Here is a 19,886-nt window from a genome sequence, read left to right as displayed (position 1 = left end):
ATCGTGGAATATAACAATCTTCCAAAAGTAGCTTATTTTTCAATGGAATACGGTCTTGATACATGCATGAGAACCTATGCTGGAGGTCTTGGTATTTTAGCAGGAGACTATATTAAAGGGGCAAAGGACTATAATTTCCCTATCATACCAATAGGTATCAAATGGAAACAGGGTTATACGGATCAAATGATTGATGAAAACGGAAAACCCTACGACACATACCACAACTATGAATACGATTTTCTTGAAGATACAGGGGTTAAAGTAACTGTAAATATAAGAAAAAGAGATGTTGTATGTAAAGTGTGGAAAGTTGATAAATTTGGAAATGTTCCTTTATATCTTCTTGATACAGATATACCTGAAAATGAGGACAAATGGATTACAGGACAGCTTTATGGATGGTTTAAGGAAGAAAGAATAGCTCAGGAGATGGTACTTGGTATCGGAGGAATAAAAGCTCTAAGGGCCCTTGGAATGGATGTAGATGTTTATCACTTTAATGAAGGTCATGCAGTGTTTGCAGCATTAGAGTTAATAAGAGAGAAAATGGAAAGAGGATTATCCTTTGAGGATGCATTAAATGAAACAAGAAAGCAGGTTGTTTTTACAACTCATACTCCAATAATTGAGGGAAATGAAAGTCATACTTTAGACAGCCTTATGTATATGGGAGCAAACAACGGCCTTTCTTTAGAACAAATGGTCAAATTAGGCGGAGATCCTTTTAATATGACCGTTGCTTCACTTAGAACATCAAGAATTTCAAATGCTGTTGCAAAACTTCATGAGGTAACCGCAAATAAAATGTGGAAGCATATTGAAGATAAATCTAATATAATAGGTATTACTAACGCTATTCATATACCCACATGGGTTGATGATAATATGATAGATGCAGCAAAGGGGAACGGAGATTTATGGGAGTGCCACATGAAAAATAAAAAAGAACTTATTGATTTTGTATATGAGAGAAATGGAGTTAAACTCGATGCTGATGTGCTTTTAATAGGTTTTTCAAGACGTGCAGCTCCATATAAGAGAAGTAATTTTATATTTTCTGATGTAAACGTTATAGAACCTCTTCTTAAAAATAAGAAGCTTAAAATGGTTTACTCCGGTAAGGCTCATCCTTTAGATGACACCGGTAAAAAAATAATCGAGAACATAGTTTCTATTTCAAAGAAATATCCTGATTCAGTAGTTTTCCTCGAAAATTACGATATGACTATTGGAAAAATGCTCACAAGAGGTTCAGACGTGTGGCTCAATAACCCAAGAAGGCCAAAGGAAGCAAGCGGAACATCTGGAATGAAGGCGGCAATGAACGGAGTTTTAAATTTAAGCACTCTCGACGGATGGTGGCCTGAAGCTTGCAATCATGGAGTAAACGGCTGGCAGTTTGGAAATGGATTTGAAAGCGAAAACGAGCAGGAGCTCGATAAAAACGATATTACTGCTTTATATGAAGTATTATTAAACGAAGTAATACCAACCTACTATAATAACAGAGCAAAATGGGTTGATATGATGAAAAACAGCATATTAAGCACTATGGAATATTTCTCTGTTAAAAGAATGCTTCAGGAATACTTTGAAAAGATGTATATAAGCTAAATCTATATTTACCTGAAACAGCAGTTCTGTTTCAGGTTTTTATATTAAAAAGGGGGGGTAAAATTGAAGAAAAAATTATTCTGTATTTTATTATCTTTTCTAATATTATTTTCAAGCCTTACAGGCTGCAGCTTTAAAGATATTTTTAACAGCAGTAGCTCTAAAAATCGAACCTTTTCAAACAAAGACATAATATATTTTATAATGACAGACAGATTCTGCGATGGAGATACTTCAAACGATTATGATGTAGACAAAAACGACCCTCTATCCTATCATGGAGGAGATTTTAAAGGTATAATATCAAAACTCGATTACATAAAGTCCTTGGGAACAACTGCTATTTGGATAACTCCTGTTGTTGAAAATGAAGATAAAGGTTATCATGGATATTGGGCAAAGGATTTTACAAAGGTAGATCCTCATCTTGGAAGTATGGATGATCTTAAAAATCTGGTTAAAGAAGCACATAAAAGAGATATAAAAGTAATTATAGATTATGTAGTAAATCACACTGGTCCTAATAGTCCTTATCTTACAGATGGAAAGCATGAAGGATGGTTCCATCCTAAAATGGAAATATCAAATTATGATGATCCTACGGAATGTGAAAACGGCTGGCTTGCAGGCCTTCCAGATTTAAATCAGGAAAATCCAAAGGTTAAGGAATTTTTAATCAATAATGCTCTTTGGTGGATTAAAGAAACAGGAATAGATGGTATGAGGCTTGATACTGTAAAGCACGTTCCTAAAAGCTTTTGGAGCGAATTTACAAAGGCAATAAAGGAAAAATATCCAAATTTCTATTTTCTTGGAGAAGTATGGAGTGGAAATCCAACATATCTCGAGCAGTATAAAGAGTGCGGAATAGATGGTTTAATTGATTATCCTCTTTATTATGGTATAAAGTCAACCTTTAAGCCCCTCGGCCTATCCGATGGACTTATAAGCGCAATTCAGCAAAGAGATACTTATACAAAACCAGAGCTTAACGGAATTTTTATAGATAATCACGACAATAAAAGATTTGTTACTGATGTTTCAGAAAACAAAGAAGATTACTTGAAACTTGCTCTGTCCTTTATAATGACATATCCTTCAATACCTGTTGTTTACTATGGTACAGAAATAGCTATGGAGGGTGATTCTGACCCTGATAACAGGCGTGATATGCAGTGGGATAAGACATCAAATTCAAATATACTTAACTTCTATAAAAAACTTACTGAAATTAGAAATAGCAATTCTGCCTTTGCTTCTAATAATTTTAAATTGCTAAGTTATGATTCTAATTTTATATCCTATTCAAGATGGGATGATAAGAGCACTATAATTGTTGTTATTAATGTACAAGATACAAATTATAAGGTTTTAGTTGATACACAGCAAAACGATGGTGAATATACAGATTTACTTACTAATAAAACATATAAATCAGAAAACGGTAAGCTAAATTTTGAATTAAAACCCTTTGAATTTTTAATACTTAAAAAAGCAAATTAAAATATGGGCACCAATAGGTGCCCATTTAATTTTTAAAAATATTTAATTTATAAAACCACATTTTGAAATAGATAGCCCCTGATACTGCTATGGCCAATATAAAGCTAATTTTAGAAGCTCTTGCCGAAGGTGACGCCGAAAATTTTAGAACTTTTGGTTGCTTGAGCGGAGCGAGTTCCCAAAAGTTCTTAATTTTCAAGGAAACAAGGCTTAGAGCTTCTAAATGAGCGAAAAAGATTGGCTGTGCAGTATCAGGGGCTCATATAAATCGCAAAGTAAACTTTTTTGTAATTTTAAATATAATAATCACTATCGTCGCAAAACTATATTTTGAAAAATAGGTATTACAAAGTAGACTCTCTCTCTATAAACTTTGTTTCCACAATATAATGATTTGTAGTTAAAAGCTCATTTTCAAGTTTCCCGATAAGGAGCTTTGCTGCATTATAACCAAGCTCCTCTGCATTAATATCTACCGATGAAAGCGGAGGGTTTTGATAAGCAGCTAAAGGAATATTATTAAAACCTGCAATTGCAATCTTTTGGCATGTCCTTTCATTGATGGCTTTTAAAGCTCCAAAGGCAAGAAGGTCATCCGTTGTTACAACCGCAGATGGTATCTTATAGCTTAAAATTCTATTCATAGCTTCAAAACCGCAGCTTTCAGTAAAATTTGTCTCCTGCTCAATCATTTTATCATCAATATAAACCCCATGAACATCGAGGGCCTTTTTATATCCTTCAAGCCTGTCCTTTGACATGTTAAACTGTTTTGGACCACCTATAAAGGCTATACTGTTATGACCCTTTTGTATAAGCAAATTCACAACCCCATACATAGCTTTAAAATTATCATTATCAACCCATGAAACTTTATTTGTATCCTCCGGCCTCCCTACAACAACAAAGGGATAGTTATTCTTTTTTAAAAATTCTATACATTTATCGTCTTTCTTTGAGGTTAATAATATAAAACCATCAACAAGTTTACTATTTGAATAATTCTTTAAAAACTTAATTTCTTCATTTTCTTTTTTGCTATAACTGTACATTATATAATATCCTTTTTTTTGTGCGTATATGCTAATTCCAGTCATTACCTGAATAAAGAAAGGATTTTTAAAAAGATCTTCTGAAGTATTTGGTATTATAAGCCCTATTATTTTAGTTGACTTATTCGCAAGGCTTCTTGCTATAATGTTGGGATGATAATTAAGCTCTTTAATTGCCTGCTCTACTCTTAATTTAGTTTCCTTGCTTATTCTTGGGCTGTCAGCTATAACTCTTGATACAGTGGATGGAGAAACATTTGCAATCCTTGCTACATCTTTAATTGTTGCAGACACTTAAATCAACTCCCGCTTCTTTTATTTTAACAAATTTATAGATAATGCTTTGTTTTAATGTATTTTAACCTTTAACGCTCCCAAGAGTCAATCCTCCAACAAGGTATTTTGAAAGGCATATGAAAATTATCATTACAGGAACAGCGGTGATTAAAGCTGCTGCTGAATATATTCCCCAATCTGTTGTAAACTGTCCCATCATGTTAGTAAGCCCTATTGGAAGGGTTAGTTTATCAGACGCTGTTATAATAACTCTTGCAACTATATATTCTGACCATGCTCCCATAAAAGAAAAGAGAGCGCTAAGGGCTATCGCAGGAGCTGCAAGAGGCAGGGTAATTTTATAAAAAGAGATTGTAATATTTGCACCATCAACATAGGCACTTTCCTCAAGGGACTTTGGAATAGTATCAAAATAACCTTTTAATATCCATATGTTAAATGGTATTGTAGTTGAAATATATACAATAACAAGTCCTAAAAAGCTGTTCGACAATCTATAATGTATAAGCATTATATAAAGTGGTAAAAGAGTCATTGTTGCCGGAAACATCTGTGTAACAAGAAGCATACTAAGACCGACTTTTTTGCCCAAAAACTCAAATCTTGAAAAAGCATAGCCTGCTGTAACAGAAAGAATTACTCCAAAAAAAGCTGATAGGCTTGAAATTATAAGGCTGTTTAATAGCCATTTTGATAAATCATATTTTAAAAAGGCATTTATATAATTATCAAAGGTTGCATTATCAGGAATTATCTTTAAGGATGTTGAAAAAACAGTACTTGCTGGTCTTAAAGATATCGATAATATGTTTAATACCGGATATACTGAAATAGCGCAAAATATACCGAGAGTTATATAAATTAGTATTATCTTTAATACAGAATCTCCTTTTTCAAATCTTTCACTTCTCATAATAATACAATCCCCCCTAATCTTCAAGCTTTTGGGACTTTATAAATATGGAACTAAAGGACATTAGTATTAAGAAAATAATAACTGAGAGTGCTGCTGAATATCCATATCTAAAGTATGAAAATGCCTTTTTATACACGAGGGAAACAAGTATCTGTGCTTCCTCTGTTTCTGCTCCATAAGTTATAACGTAAATAACGCTAATCATATTAAAAGTCCAAACTGTCCCGAGAACAGCTGCTGGCGTAATTACAGGTTTTAATAAAGGAAGAGTTATATTTTTAAATTTCTGCCATCCAGATGCTCCATCGGTATCAGCTGCCTCATAAAATTCCTGAGGAATGCTCTGAAGTCCTCCAAGACATGTCATCATCATAAATGGGATGCCAAGCCATATATTCGTTATTATTGCTGCAATAAAGGACCATTTAGGATCAGATAACCAAGGAATTGCAGCGTTAGGTCCAAAGAATTTTGTAAGCAGAATATTAATTGCTCCATATTCTATATTAAACATACCTCTCCAAGTAATAGCCCCTATATACTGTGGTATTGCCCAAGGAAGTATTAACAGAACTCTAATAATACTTTTACCAGGTAGTTTTCTATTTAAAAGTATAGCAAGAAAAAGTCCGAAAGTAATATGGAAGAAAACATTTATAGCTGTCCATACTAAAGTTCTTAAAAGCGTCTTATAAAAAAGTGGATCTGTTAGAATCTGAATATAGTTTTGAAATCCAATATAAGGATATTTACCACTTTTTAAGTTTAATAAAGTAACATTTCTGAAGGATATCCAAAATTCATAAAAAAGAGGATAAAGCACGATAAAGCATAATACAATAAGCGAAGGAAGCAAAAAGAAGAAAGGTGTCCATCTTGTTTGAGCCATATTTCTGCTGTGACCAGTTCTATTTTGCTTCTTATTTTGCAAAGTTTTAAGTTCCATTTTTAGCCTCCTCTCTTTAAAAAAAGGGGGATTTTTATCCCCCTATTTATATTTTAAAATCCTAATGCCTTTATTCCTTCCTCAGCTTTCTTTTGAATCTTCTTTGGAGCATCTTCTGGTTTTATCTTTCCAGCAAAGAGTTCCTGCTGAACTGGTTTCATAGCATCCCATACCGCTCTCATCTGAGTTATTATCGGCATTGGAACGCATTTTGACAGCTGCTCCTTTTGTGCTGCTATCATTGGATCGCTTGTAATCTTTGAATCTTGAAGTGCTTCAAGATTTGTTGGAAGCTGTTTATGAGCATCTACCATTTTAAGCTGTGCATCCTTGCTGTTTACAAATTCAAGGAACTTTTTAACTGCAGCTTTCTTGTCAGGATCTGTAACTCCAGCTGAAATACAATAGCCCTTAACTGCTGAATAAGGAGCAGGGTATTTGCCATTGATAGATGGGATTGGAGCTATTCCAAGGTCCATCCCAGCTTTAACGTATGTTCCAAATTCCCATGGTCCGTTTATAAGGAATGCAACTTTTCCTTCTTTAAAGAGATTGCTTGCAACATCATAATCTGCTTCCTTTGGTATTATCTTGTCATTTTGAAGCTTTAACAGGAATTTTGCCCATTCAAGCATAGCTGGAGTATCAAGTGTTGGCTTTGGTGATTGTGCATTAACATCATCAAATACTTGTCCTCCAAATGCCCCAAGGAATGGAACTGTAAAGAAAGGCTCAACTTTATTGAACGCAAGTCCATATTGTACCTTCTTTTCGCTTTGAAGCTTCTTTGAAATATCCATTAATTCTTCAAAAGTCTTTGGAGCTTCTAAAACTAACTTCTTATTATAAAGAAGACAAAGCTCATTACCATTTCTATCAGGAATCATGTACTGTTTTCCATAGTATTTTGCAGCTTCAAGAGCTACAGAATCAAAGTTTTTAAAGAAATCTGCTCCCATAACATCCTCTGCAGATTGTACGAGGTTTCCTGGAACAAATACACCAAGGTTATCATTAGGTCCTAAAACAATATCTGGACCGGTTGTCCCAAGTGAAGCAGAAGTAAAATTCTTTCTCAAATCTTCTGTTTCAAAGTGTGTTCTTTTTACAGTTATATTTGGATTTTGACTTTGGAATTCTGAAATAAGTGCATCAAGAGTATTTCTTGCGTTAGCTTCATCCTGTTCCCAAAAGGCTATTTCAACCTTTTTCTGCTCTGGCGCAGGCTGAGAAGCTTGCTGCTGATCATTTTGATTTGATGCCTCTTTTTTCCCGCAGGCTGCAAAAATACCCGTCAGCAATGCTACAATACAAAGCAAAGTTAAAACTTTTTTGGTATTTTTCATTAACACAACCCCCTTGTTTTTAAAAACGATTTTTTACGACAGCACTTTGTGCAATCGCTTGCATTAATTTAATTATAGAACACATTTTCTGAATTGTCAAACTATATTAAATAGCCAATTTTCAACACAAAATTAATTGTTTAAGCTAAAATTTAAAGTTATTTTGTGCAATCGTTAGCATAAAACAGCATAAAAAATAGAAACCTGTAGTCAGGTTTCTAAATTAAACTTACATATTCTTTACTAACCCATTGGGGCATTTTATTGTTTACAAGATACCAGCCGTTTTTTACATCATAAATCTTTACCTTAGTACCCTTTATAAGTTTTCCATTTATTTTTGAATTCAGTGTTGGCTGTTCTCTACAATTTAATATACTCGCAGTTACTATTCCTATTTTTTCTTTTACAGCAGCTACAGGTTTAGTGCTGCCTTCATCCTTAGGGTAATTATTTAATATCTTATTTACATCATTTTTAAATTTCTGCCATTGATTTTCATCTATAAGCATCTTAGGACAGTCTTTTCCGGTAATATCGTAATGTCTATATAAATCGTTTATACTAAGCTTATGTTTTTTTAAAAGATATGCAGCAAGTTCCACAGTGTTTTCATAGGTTTTATTAAAATTTCCATCGCTGTTTACGCACATTTCAATACCAAGGAGAAAATAATTAGGGCCAAAACTTCCCTCTCTTATTTTCTCTCCTGCAGACCTATATTTATTTGCTCCAACATGAAAGGCTACTTCATCTTCTAAAATACACTGAATTATCTGATGATCATCTACTATGAAATGGGCTGAAGCTGCTCTATCCGTTGAATTAAAATAATTTCTATTTGCTAAAGCATCAGCTCCCTTTCCTGTATTTGCCGTCCAATGAATAACGATTCCTTTTAGTTTTTTCAATTTTATTTTGGGTCTATTTTTATTTGTAAGAAGCATGACTTTAATAGGAAGCATACAAACCCCTCCTTATTTTTCTAATATAATATATAAATTGTATGAGGAGTTTGTTCTTAATATATAGATATAACTAAATTATAAAATATCATCAAATCTATAAATAAGCTAACTTGCCAAAAGACTATTCGATCCTATTTTTCTCATTAACTTATCCCTGTCAATATAGTATTGATTTGACGAACCATAATATGAATATACAATACCTACTTTTAATATACCCTCAAGTATTAAATCGAAAATGCAGTCGTTAATTTGGGATATGTTATTTTTTTTAATGCTGCAGTCTTCACTATTATGAAGAAATTTTAACAATTCATCGTATTCAACTTTTTCTTTATCCTTCAGGTATTTCATTAAAATTTGTATAATTGCTGCGCTTTCCATGACAATTTTCTCCCTTTGTTCTAATTTCTATTATTATATTTGCTGCAGTAGTCAATACTCACCAGCATTTTCCATTTTACTCCTGATTATAAATATATTCAAACATTTCTATAACCTTTTTTGCGACATTTTTTTGTTTATTTTTCAATATAATGAATTTTTGTAGCTGATAGAATATAAACAGATGTTTTACAGACAGTTTAATAAGTATTACAAATAATACATCAAAACAGCTCTTTATTAATTTTTCAGTGCAAAAAAGCCTGTAACATCAATGTTACAGGCTTTTATTGGTCTGGGTGACTGGACTTGAACCAGCGACCTCTTGAACCCCATTCAAGCGCGCTACCATCTGCGCCACACCCAGTCATTTATACTACTAATATTATACTACTTTCTTTTCAAAATACAATAGTATTGTAAAAAATTTTTAACTAATTTCTTTATTTATGTGTACATAGTTTGTAAAAATTGTATAATATTAAAGAGGTGATAATATGCTGAATTTAAATCCAAATGATAGGCTTGAAGGCCAGCCTTTTATAGTAAGACAGATTTGTAAAAAAATGAGTCAGAATAGCAAGGAATACTACCATCTTCAGATAAGTTATGGAATAAAAAATTATGATGCAAAGATTTGGAATAGCAATGAAGAGATTGCAAAAGAAATAACTCCAGGATGCTTTGCTAATGTCTGGGGAACTGTTAAAGAATTTAAAGGAATGCTTCAGATACATATAGATAAAATAATTAAAATAGATTCTCCTGATATCAATTTAATAGAAGAAATAACCCCTTCAAGTGCTCTCGATGAACTAAATCTTGAAAAAGAAATAAAGCAAATTATATCTACAATAAAAAATGAAAAATTAAAACTTCTATTGAATAATATATTTTCTTCATCCCAAGTATGCTCAGATTTTTATAAAAAAGCAGCTGGGTCTGAAATACATCATGCATATATCGGAGGACTTGCTGAGCATACAATAGAGGTTACTAAAACAGTTATTTTCCTTTGCAAACTTTATAGCTATATAAATTATGATATCGCCGTAACAAGCGCTCTTCTTCACGATATAGGAAAGGTTTTTGAACTTTCCACTTTTCCTGAAAATAAATACACAGACAGCGGCAGACTCCTTGGTCACATATATTTAGGTACAGAGCTTATAAGTAAAAGTGCAAAAGAGATAGAAAATTTTCCTGATGAGCTTTTGCTTGAGCTTAAGCATTGTATATTATCCCATCATGGAACCCTCGAGATGGGCTCCCCCGTAGTACCAATGACAATAGAAGCAATAGCTCTCCACAATGCCGACAAAATGAGCGCAGAGGTAAACGGATTTAATCTTATAATACAAAGAGATTGCGGAACAGGATGCTGGACAGAATTTAACAGCACATATAAAAGATATATTAAAAAATAGCTATCCTAATTTTCACCTTTATGTGGCTGAGATTACGAGTATAAATACTTCATTTTATATTTAATTGAAGCATATTTAACAAATGTTAAATACAAAAATTTTAATATTTAAATTTAAAAGTTTTGTACAAAATATAAGTTAAAAAGGCAAAAGCTCCTTACAGCGCCTTTGCCTTTTTCTTAATTCTTTTCTTTTTAACTACTTTAAGTCTGAAGAAGTCCTCTCTATCCTTCTCTTCGAGAGCATCCTGTATATATTTTACCATTTCTGTATATTTGGGTATCTGTATATTTTCAAGGGCATTTGCTCTTTTTTGAGTCTTTTTAATTTCTACAGCAAGCTTATATACAGAGTTTTCAACCTCAGCAAGCTCCATTACAAGATATTTAATCTCTTGAAATTTTTTAAAAGCCACATCTATAGATACATTGGTTTGATAAAAGCTATATACTGGCTGTATATCATTTTCCTCATACTTAATCTTTGGAATTTCAACACCCATTACGCTTTTGAAAAGAATCTCAAACCTGCTGTCCTCCATAGTTGAATCTGCTATATCTTCAACTGAAGCAATGCCCATTGTAAGATTTGCCATCATTAAAGCCTCATAGGCTTCTTTAAAGGTAACACTTACCTTTTCCTGAATTTCTTTTGCTCTGTCAATCAAACTCATCATTTCCCTTATAAGCACATTCCTCTTTTGATCTAAAAGTTCATAACCTTTTTTAGAAAACTCGAGAGTCGCCTTTGCACTCATAAGGTTTGACTTGGTTGGGGCGACATTAATATCCATTCAATCACCCCCTGTAGTGAGCATCTATAGTCTTTGAATCTATTCTATCAAGCTCCGACTTTGGAAGTATGGATAGTATTTCCCACGCAAGCTCAAGGGTTTCATTTATATTTCTGTTTTCATCAAAATCCTGCTTTAAGAATTTTTCTTCAAAAGCTTTTCCAAATTCGAGATATTTTTTATCTATATCAGAAAGCTCATCCTCACCTATAACCTGAGATAGGGCAATAACTTCCTGAACTCTCGAATATGAAGAAAATACTTGGCTTGAGACTGCAGGATGGTCATCCCTTGTGTAGCCTTCCCCTATTCCATCCTTCATAAGTCTTGAAAGTGACGGCAGAATGTTAATTGGAGGATAAATATTTCTTTGGAATATTTCCCTGCTTAAAACTATCTGACCTTCAGTAATGTATCCTGTTAAATCCGGTATTGGATGGGTTATGTCATCATTTGGCATTGTCAATATAGGTATTTGTGTTATTGAACCTGAAGAGTCTTCCATCATCCCAGCGCGCTCATAAAGGCTTGCAAGGTCTGAATATAGATATCCAGGATATCCCTTTCTTCCTGGAACTTCTTCCCTTGCTGAGGATATTTCTCTCAGCGCTTCACAATAGCTTGTAATATCTGTCATAATAACAAGTATGTGCATATTATGATTAAAAGCAAGATATTCCGCTGCTGTCAGTGCACATCTCGGAGTTATAATCCTTTCAACAACAGGGTCATCAGCAAGATTTAAGAACATAACAACTCTTTCCAAAACTCCAGACTCTTCAAAGGCTTTTAAAAAATAATGCGCATCATCATGCTTTACACCCATAGCAGCAAAAACCACTGCAAAGTCCTGTCCTTCTTCCTCCGATATTTTAGCCTGCCTTACAATCTGTGCTGCAATTTGATTATGAGGAAGTCCGTTTCCTGAAAATATAGGAAGTTTCTGTCCTCTAATCAAAGTTGTAAGACCATCGATTGCAGAAATCCCTGTCTGTATGAAATTTCTTGGATATCTTCTTGCAACAGGGTTTATAGGACGTCCATTTACATCCATCTTAACTCCGCCGAAAATTTCCCCACCATCGTCAATAGGTTCTCCAATTCCATTGAATACTCTGCCTAAAATATCCTTTGATAAATTTATTTCAAGGGGACTGCCTGTAAATCTTACTGATACATCCTTAACTGACATTCCAGAGGTTGTTTCAAATACTTGAACTATCGCCTTATCGTTATGGAGCTGAACAACCTTACCATGCTTTGTTCCACTATTTGTTTTTATCTCAACTATTTCATCATAGGCAGCATTATCGACGCCGGATAAAACTATAAGAGGACCTTCTATCTTATCAAGCTGCATGTATTCCTTTATAATGTTCATAAAATCACCCCTCGTATGCTTCAATAAGGCTATCAAAATAGGTTATTATCTGATTTTCAAAATTATCAAATTCGTCTTTATAATCATTTGGAATAGAATACTTCATTTTTAATATATCATTATACAGCTGACTTGATTTTATCTTTGAAATCGGTATTCCCTTTTTGATAACCTCGTTTGCATGCTCATAAAAGAGTTTTATAACTTTAAGCATTCTATACTGTTTATTAAGAGGCACATAGGTATCATCCTTATGATAGGCATTCTGCTGCAGATAGCCTATTTTTATAAGTTTTGCAATTTCAAGTATAAGCCTCTGCTCATCTGGAAGGACATCCTCTCCAACAAGCTTTACTATTTCAAGGAGCTTGCTTTCCTCCTGAAGAACCCTTAGCATCTCTCCCCTTAGATTCATCATATCCTCAGATACATTATTCCTGTACCATGAATTAAGGGATGCTAAATAGCCGCTGTAACTTGAAAGCCAATTTATAGCTGGATAATGTCTTGCATAAGCAAGTTTTTTATCAAGACCTAAAAATGCACCTACAAATCTTTTAGTATTTTGAGTTACAGGCTCAGAAAAGTCTCCTCCTGCCGGTGATACAGCACCAATTATCGTAACCGATGCTTCATCATCTCCTAAAGTTGTAACATATCCTGCCCTTTCATAAAATTCAGCAAGTCTTGATGGAAGATATGCAGGATAACCTTCCTCAGCAGGCATCTCTTCAAGACGTCCTGATATTTCACGCAGAGCCTCCGCCCATCTTGATGTGGAATCTGCCATTATAGCTACGTTATATCCCATATCTCTGAAATATTCTGCAATAGTTATACCTGTATAAATAGATGCTTCTCTCGCTGCAACAGGCATATTAGATGTATTCGCAATAAGAATAGTTCTATTCATAAGAGGAAGATTAGAATTAGGGTCAATAAGTTTTGGAAAATCCTCCAAAACCTCTGTCATCTCATTTCCTCTCTCTCCACATCCTATATAGACAATAATATCCGCATCGCTCCACTTTGCAAGCTGATGCTGAGTCATAGTCTTTCCTGTTCCAAATCCTCCTGGGATTGCAGCCGTTCCTCCCTTTGCAACTGGGAAAAAGGTATCAATTACTCTTTGTCCTGTTATAAGAGGTTTTTCAATAGGCATTCTTTCTTTAACAGGTCTTGGAGTTCTAACCGGCCATTCCTGATACATCTTTATATCATGCACTGTTTTGCCATCGTCAATCTTTAAAAGAACCTCTTCCAAATCATAGGTACCATTTTTTTCAGCATAAACTATCTTCCCGTTTATTCCCGGGGGAATCATCAACTTATGAGTTATAAGGGGTGTTTCCTTAACAGTTGCAAAAACACTTCCCTCCTTTACAGTATCTCCTTCCTTAACTAAAACTGTAACATCCCATTTTTTAGTTAAATCTATAGATGCAAGACCAATACCTTCGCTTATAAATCCTCCGGACTTTTCATATATAAAATTTAGAGGCCTTTGTATTCCATCAAAAATATTTCCTATAATTCCAGGCCCTAATTTTACAGATAGAGGCTTACCTGTGGAATCTATTTTCTCTCCTATTTTTAGTCCGGTGGTTTCTTCATAGACCTGAACTGTTCCAATATCCCCGTCTATTGATATAATTTCACCAATAAGCCTTTTTTCACCTACAGTAACCATTTCTCTCATTTTAAACATTTCCATATTTTTAGCCTTAATAACAGGCCCATTGATGTATGTTATAATACCCTGTATTTTATCCATATAATCACCACCTACTGTAATGCCTCAAAGAGCTTCTCACCGATTATTTCCTTAGAATTTAAAATCCTGTTTTTCATAGACATATCTATTCTTATATTTTTTTCTTTATCAGTTATTATGAAACCGCCTAATAAGTCATCATCTTCATTAAATTCAATATTCTTATCATTAAACATATTTAATATAACATCTTTATATCTTTTATAGTCCTTATAAGTAATTGTAATTTCAAAATTATTTATTGAATCCATTTCTTTTAAAACTTTATTCAAATCATTTAAGAGCATATCTTTATATTCATCATTATTTGTGAAATTTTTGCAGTAAACTATAAGAGAATCTAAAACTTCATCGAATATTTCTTTTCTTTTTTCAAGTATTATCTTTTTCTCTTCTATTTTTGCCTTTGATATTATTTGAAGTTTTTGTTTCTCGATATCTTTTTCATTTTCTTTCCTCAGCTGTTCAGCCTGTTTTTGAAATTCCTTTTTCTTCTCATCTAAAAGATTGCCATATTCTAAATTAAACTTTTTTAGAAGGCTTTCATTTTCCTTTTCAATCTTATCGTATATGAGCTTGGTAAAAAGGTTCAACTTCTCTTCAATAGTTATCATAGTATCACCTCAAATCTTTATACCTATAGAATCTCTTACATAACCTGTTATATAATCTTCATCCTTAATACTTCCATGTCTATCTGGTATTTCTACAATCAAAGGAAGTTTCATTTTTTGTTTTATGTTATTTATTTTATCTCTCATAGCCTCAGCCAATTTTTCTGTAATTATTATAATCATAATATCTTTATCCTTTATAAGGCTGTCGAGAAGCTTTTCAGCCTCTTTTTTATCACTTGTAATTAATCCTTTAATCCCTGCAAGTCTCATTCCAACAAGCGTATCCCTGTTGTCGCTTATAAGATATATATTCATAAAATCACATCCTATAATCTTCCAAGAATCATTATTGATATTATAAGTCCATATATAGCTATACCTTCTGCAAGGCCAACAAATATTAGAGTTTTACCGAGTATCTTAGGATCTTCAGATACCGCACCTAAAGCTGAGGAACCAACAGCTGCAACGGCAATACCAGCACCAACTGCTGCAAGCCCTGTTGAAAGAGCTGCTGCTATAAAGCCAAGTCCTGATGATGAACTTACAGCACCTTCGGCATAGGCAACCTTTGGTATAGAAGTTACAATGATACCGGTTAAAACTGGTAAAAGCGAACAAAGATTAATTCTTAGAGCTCTCTTAACATTCTTTCTATTTGATTCTTTTCCATTATAAAAATCGATAACTCCCTTTGTTATAGTTGCTATTACTATTAATGTTGCAATTAATAAAAATGTATACATTTTACATCCTCCTATTCTATACTAACTAATGTACTTTGTTTCTTTGTTATTTTACTTAAAATACCTTTTTTAATATCATCCAAATAAGATGTTATACAGCAGGGATTATATTCATAACCTGTACCTGAAAAATATTTGCTGAAAAGCTCATAGTATTCAAGCCTTAAGCCTTGAATAAACACTATAAGTCCTTCAAGTCCAATTATGATTATATTTCCAAGCACCATAGTTGCAGCGCTTTCAACATTATTTGCCATCATCTTTGCAAGAGTTGCAAAGGCTATGAAAAGCCCTACATGGTTTATGGCAAAAGCACCAACCCTTATAAAAGATAACGTGTTGCTTAAAAGGCTTAAAAGGGTTTCAAGTATTCCAAAGCCTCCCTCTATATAATAATCTGAAACTGATTCACTATATAAAGGTCTCACTCCCTTTACCAAGTTAGACAGAGGCTCTTTTAGCACCATTACAATTAAAAGGATTATTAATATAATAGTAATTACTCCCGATGGAAGGAATGTTTCTTTATCTAAAACCTTTGCTGCAATATAATACAAAATAAGCCAGTAGAAGGATAATCCTACAACTCCATTTCTGCTGAATATTCCATTTTCAACATCTCTTCTTTTATAGGAATTTATAAAGTTATAAAGATACCCAATTGATAGAAGCACTATTCCAAGAACAATTGCTGCAATAAGCATTAAATTTATATCTTCCATAGGTCTTACTACCAATGCATTTATAATATCTTCATATCCAAATACGCTTCCATACAAAAATCCAAAAATCGTAGAACTTATACCAAGCCTTGCAAGCACTCCTCCAAGGTTAGGCCTTCTTTTAAACCGGTTTAAAATCTCTCCTATTAAAAATAGAACAAGGCCCTGTCCTACATCTCCAAACATAGCCCCAAACAGGAGCATATAGCTGATTCCAACAAAGGCTGTGGGATCAAGTTCATTGTAAGATGGTATACCATACATCTTTACAATAGATTGGAAAGGAGTTAAAAGATAACCATTTCTAAGGCAGGTTGGAGGATTTAATCCTTCCCTTAAATCCTTAGTTTCTTTAAATATTACAATAAGGTTTTTATGATTCTTCTCTAATCTTTTCATTAAATTTCTCTTTTTGAAAAACGGAACCCATCCTGTTAAATAGAAGAATTCATTAGTACATGCAATATAGTTTTTAAGTTCTTCAATTTTAAACTCCATAATCAATCTTGAATAATACATCTCTATTTTTTTAAAGCTTTTAGTTTTGATTTCTGAAAGCTCACTTCGTATGGAATGAATTTCTCTTTTTATTTCTTCTTTTCTTTGGCTTAACATATCTATCCAGTTTGATGGAGTACCTTTAAACTTAACATTTATATTTATTTCATCAAAATTTAATGACATCAATACCCTGTCCACTTCAATCTCAACAGGCTTTGGCACAAAAGCCATAACAACTGCCATATCTATGTCACTGAATACTTTAAAAACTATAGCTGAAATGTTTTCATAATTCTTTTTCAGTTTATCAACATTATACTTTGGAATTATTCCAAGCTTCATTTTTATATACTTCATATCCAATACTTCATCAAGATTAACGTTTATATGCCTTAAATATCTTAAATACTGCTCAAGTTTTTCTATATTTTTGCTTTCATCATATAAACTGCTTACTTTTTCATGTTTTTCCCTTACAACTTCATAAAGCTCATTTATCTCTCTTATATCTTCCTTAAAATCGTATTCCTCATTTAAATATTTAAACTTTACTCTTCTTTTAATCTCAAAAATATCTAAAAGGCCTTCCACCTTACGCTCAATTTCCTGCAGATTTTTTTGGCTGTTATATTGTTTAATATAATTAAAATCCAAGAGAGCATCTACATTATCCTGAGCCTTTAGTATTGGAAAGTTATTTTGATTTATTTCAGTTATAGCATTTACCATATGAACAGATGAAGATAAAATTATATTTTTAGCAACATCATCAACCTCATCCATCTGCCCTATTATATTAATCATTTCCATCTTTTCAACAGCCATCTTACCACCCCAAGCTTTTAACTTTAATTTAAATCACAATAATCAATAATAAGCCTGCTGCTATATGGTTTTAGCAGCTTTTCAATAATCTCTCTCTTCTTCTTAGGAAAATACCCTGCTATAAAAAAGAACTGGCTTATCCACGCTACATTTGATTTATATCTTGAAATATACAATTCCAAATCAAGATGTGTTTTATATTTCATAATATCATTAGTATAATTCTTTTTAATATTAAGCAGCTCTTTATCTAAACTTTCTATTTTTGTTTTTAAAGATTCCATTTTATTATTAAGCTCATTAAAATAATCCGATTCATCATTGCAGCATGATATATCAATCTTGTATTCCTCAAAATTCAACGAATTTAGTGCTCTATTTACTTCTATCTCCATAGCATCAGGTACTAAAACCAAAATAAATGCTTCATTCTTATTTTCATAAATCTTAAACACAATTGCAGGAATATTTTCATAGTTCTTTTTAATTTTATCCATGTTATATTTTATTAGTTTACCAGCTTTTAGTTTTATATATCTCATATTTATCAATTCTTTTAATTTTTTATCTGTATCTTTTAAATTCAATAAATAATCATTAAGTTTCTTTAAATCTTCATACTCATTATTTATCTTTTGAAGAGCATTATGTTTCTCAATAACTTCATCATATATTTTATTTATTTTTTCAGCTTCAATTTTAAATTCATACTCCTCATCTTCTGACATTTTATACTCTTTATTTTTTAAATCAAATAACTTTATAATTGCATCAAGCTTTCGCTTAATATCATCGAGGTCATAACCGCTACTTTGGCTGTTTATTGCAGACGCATTAACATTATCTAAATGAAGCTTTATTCTTTCTTTTAATTCTTTATTAGCATCTGCTAAATCAAAATATTCATTTTTAATTAAATTTCTAAGCACACCATCGATATCATCCATATATCCAACAATGTTTACTGCCTGTTTTTTCTTAAGCAACATATTATCACCTCAGTTATATAGCCTTAATTAAATATTTCTTTGTTTCTTCAAAGTTCATACCGTATCTTACATTTTCTATCATTGAAATGATATCTTTTATTTCAAATTCTATTAAGTCCATATAAGCTATAACTACAGATAAATCCAATTTAAATCTTTGTTTTGCATATTTTGTTTTAAAATACATATATCTATTCATTCTTCTTTCCATAAAAATTTCCTGTGTTTCATTTTCTTTAAACATAAAAGAATAAGGAGTATCTTTTGTTTTGTTTATAAAATCTTGTATATTATTGGAGTAGCAGAATTCTTTTATTTTAACATAATTAAATTTTAAGCCTCGGTTTATAGTATAGTTAAAAAGTTCTTCAGGAGTAAGGTTATAATATTTTTTACCTCTATATATCCATTGAAGATTTAGCATATCGATGTAGCTGCCATAAAGTTCAAAAAAAGCACTCTGATCTCTTTTATCAAGTTTTTTAACGTTCTCCTCCATAACGCTGAAAAACGCCCTGTCAAGAGCCATCTCAAACCTAAAGAGGCTCTCCTTTTCATTTCCGTCTATAAGGTTTTTCAAAAAAGGCTCATATACAGTATCCTTTAGAGCATATATTATTTCTGCAATGCTTTTAGCCTTTATAATAGCTTCAACATCTATATACCTGTACTTACCAGCAAAAACTAAATTTTCCCTGAGATTTGAATAGGATTTATCAATGTGTATCATTCTTGCAGCCTTTTTCAAATCATATATCTCATATTTCATATAAAAGCATTTAAAAAAGCTCCTATAATTTCCGTTAAAATAATGTATAAGCTTATCCATATGGCTTATAAGTCCTTGTTTTAAATGCCTTTCAAGCTCATCCCTGTGGATATCTGATAAATCAATATCTTTAAAAAATTCTCCATAAAATGTATTGTCTCTTAAATAAGCTGCTATTTCCCTCGTTGATTTTAAAGCTATTATTTTTTTATAATCTTCTTCTTTAAGAAGTTTTCCAGACATGCTTTGTATTTTTGTATTTACAGCTGAAAACTTAACAACATTATTCATATAATCACCTGTCTTTAACTCT

At 32.4% G+C, this 19,886-nt stretch carries 18 protein-coding genes and 1 tRNA gene; 3 read left to right on the top strand and 16 right to left on the bottom strand.

Going from position 1 to position 19,886, the window contains the following annotated elements; translation table 11 throughout:
- Positions 1 to 3: 3 nt before the first annotated feature.
- Both glgP and B5D15_RS08180 read left to right on the top strand, forming a co-directional pair.
- Entirely contained in the window at positions 4 to 1,617 is a 1,614-nt protein-coding gene (gene glgP, locus B5D15_RS08185; RefSeq protein WP_278305670.1) for an alpha-glucan family phosphorylase, read from the top strand.
- Between the two features lie 63 nt (positions 1,618 to 1,680).
- On the top strand, positions 1,681 to 3,120 hold the full coding sequence (locus tag B5D15_RS08180; protein WP_078696626.1) for an alpha-amylase family glycosyl hydrolase: 1,440 nt from the start codon (positions 1,681 to 1,683) through the stop codon (positions 3,118 to 3,120).
- A 344-nt stretch (positions 3,121 to 3,464) separates the two neighbouring features.
- Here B5D15_RS08180 and B5D15_RS08175 read toward each other — a convergent pair whose 3' ends face one another.
- From B5D15_RS08175 to B5D15_RS08145, 7 genes are all read right to left on the bottom strand, one after another.
- Positions 3,465 to 4,466, bottom strand: a complete 1,002-nt coding sequence (locus B5D15_RS08175; RefSeq protein ID WP_078696625.1) for a LacI family DNA-binding transcriptional regulator — start codon at positions 4,464 to 4,466, stop codon at positions 3,465 to 3,467.
- A gap of 64 nt (positions 4,467 to 4,530) precedes the next feature.
- Entirely contained in the window at positions 4,531 to 5,382 is an 852-nt protein-coding gene (locus B5D15_RS08170) for a sugar ABC transporter permease (protein ID WP_078696624.1), read from the bottom strand.
- A 16-nt stretch (positions 5,383 to 5,398) separates the two neighbouring features.
- A complete protein-coding gene (locus tag B5D15_RS08165; protein ID WP_078696623.1) occupies positions 5,399 to 6,331 on the bottom strand; it encodes a carbohydrate ABC transporter permease in 933 nt (310 codons plus the stop codon).
- Positions 6,332 to 6,384: 53 nt separating this feature from the next.
- The gene (locus B5D15_RS08160) at positions 6,385 to 7,677 is read right to left on the bottom strand and encodes a sugar ABC transporter substrate-binding protein (protein WP_078696622.1); all 1,293 of its coding nucleotides are present in this window, start codon (positions 7,675 to 7,677) and stop codon (positions 6,385 to 6,387) included.
- Positions 7,678 to 7,895: 218 nt separating this feature from the next.
- Complete coding sequence (locus tag B5D15_RS08155) at positions 7,896 to 8,642, bottom strand: N-acetylmuramoyl-L-alanine amidase (protein WP_078696621.1); 747 nt, start codon at positions 8,640 to 8,642, stop codon at positions 7,896 to 7,898.
- Positions 8,643 to 8,750: 108 nt separating this feature from the next.
- On the bottom strand, positions 8,751 to 9,029 hold the full coding sequence (locus tag B5D15_RS08150) for a hypothetical protein (RefSeq protein ID WP_078696620.1): 279 nt from the start codon (positions 9,027 to 9,029) through the stop codon (positions 8,751 to 8,753).
- 291 nt (positions 9,030 to 9,320) lie between these two features.
- Positions 9,321 to 9,396 (bottom strand) — tRNA-Pro (locus B5D15_RS08145).
- 130 nt (positions 9,397 to 9,526) lie between these two features.
- Here B5D15_RS08145 and B5D15_RS08140 point away from each other — a divergent pair.
- Positions 9,527 to 10,456, top strand: a complete 930-nt coding sequence (locus tag B5D15_RS08140; protein WP_078696619.1) for a 3'-5' exoribonuclease YhaM family protein — start codon at positions 9,527 to 9,529, stop codon at positions 10,454 to 10,456.
- 157 nt (positions 10,457 to 10,613) lie between these two features.
- Here B5D15_RS08140 and B5D15_RS08135 read toward each other — a convergent pair whose 3' ends face one another.
- Genes B5D15_RS08135 through B5D15_RS08095 form a run of 9 tightly spaced genes read right to left on the bottom strand, consistent with a single transcriptional unit; the run spans position 10,614 to position 19,864 of the window.
- Positions 10,614 to 11,249 (bottom strand): V-type ATP synthase subunit D, encoded by a 636-nt coding sequence (locus tag B5D15_RS08135; RefSeq protein ID WP_078696618.1) that lies wholly within the window; start codon positions 11,247 to 11,249, stop codon positions 10,614 to 10,616.
- A 4-nt stretch (positions 11,250 to 11,253) separates the two neighbouring features.
- The gene (locus B5D15_RS08130) at positions 11,254 to 12,624 is read right to left on the bottom strand and encodes a V-type ATP synthase subunit B (protein ID WP_143287247.1); all 1,371 of its coding nucleotides are present in this window, start codon (positions 12,622 to 12,624) and stop codon (positions 11,254 to 11,256) included.
- Positions 12,625 to 12,634: 10 nt separating this feature from the next.
- Entirely contained in the window at positions 12,635 to 14,404 is a 1,770-nt protein-coding gene (locus tag B5D15_RS08125) for a V-type ATP synthase subunit A (protein ID WP_078696616.1), read from the bottom strand.
- A gap of 11 nt (positions 14,405 to 14,415) precedes the next feature.
- Positions 14,416 to 15,018 (bottom strand): V-type ATP synthase subunit E, encoded by a 603-nt coding sequence (locus tag B5D15_RS08120; protein WP_078696615.1) that lies wholly within the window; start codon positions 15,016 to 15,018, stop codon positions 14,416 to 14,418.
- Positions 15,019 to 15,027: 9 nt separating this feature from the next.
- A complete protein-coding gene (locus B5D15_RS08115; RefSeq protein ID WP_078696614.1) occupies positions 15,028 to 15,336 on the bottom strand; it encodes a V-type ATP synthase subunit F in 309 nt (102 codons plus the stop codon).
- An 11-nt stretch (positions 15,337 to 15,347) separates the two neighbouring features.
- On the bottom strand, positions 15,348 to 15,767 hold the full coding sequence (locus tag B5D15_RS08110) for an ATP synthase subunit C (protein ID WP_078696613.1): 420 nt from the start codon (positions 15,765 to 15,767) through the stop codon (positions 15,348 to 15,350).
- Between the two features lie 11 nt (positions 15,768 to 15,778).
- Entirely contained in the window at positions 15,779 to 17,815 is a 2,037-nt protein-coding gene (locus tag B5D15_RS08105; RefSeq protein WP_078696612.1) for a V-type ATP synthase subunit I, read from the bottom strand.
- 23 nt (positions 17,816 to 17,838) lie between these two features.
- The gene (locus B5D15_RS08100; RefSeq protein WP_078696611.1) at positions 17,839 to 18,804 is read right to left on the bottom strand and encodes a V-type ATP synthase subunit I domain-containing protein; all 966 of its coding nucleotides are present in this window, start codon (positions 18,802 to 18,804) and stop codon (positions 17,839 to 17,841) included.
- A 13-nt stretch (positions 18,805 to 18,817) separates the two neighbouring features.
- On the bottom strand, positions 18,818 to 19,864 hold the full coding sequence (locus B5D15_RS08095; RefSeq protein ID WP_078696610.1) for a V-type ATPase subunit: 1,047 nt from the start codon (positions 19,862 to 19,864) through the stop codon (positions 18,818 to 18,820).
- Positions 19,865 to 19,886: the final 22 nt, after the last annotated feature.

This window comes from Caloramator quimbayensis, assembly GCF_900167605.1.
Classification (GTDB): Bacteria; Bacillota; Clostridia; order Clostridiales; family Caloramatoraceae; genus Caloramator_B; species Caloramator_B quimbayensis.
The sequence above is the reverse complement of the archived record's forward strand: the minus strand, read 5'-3'. Positions and strand labels throughout refer to the sequence as shown.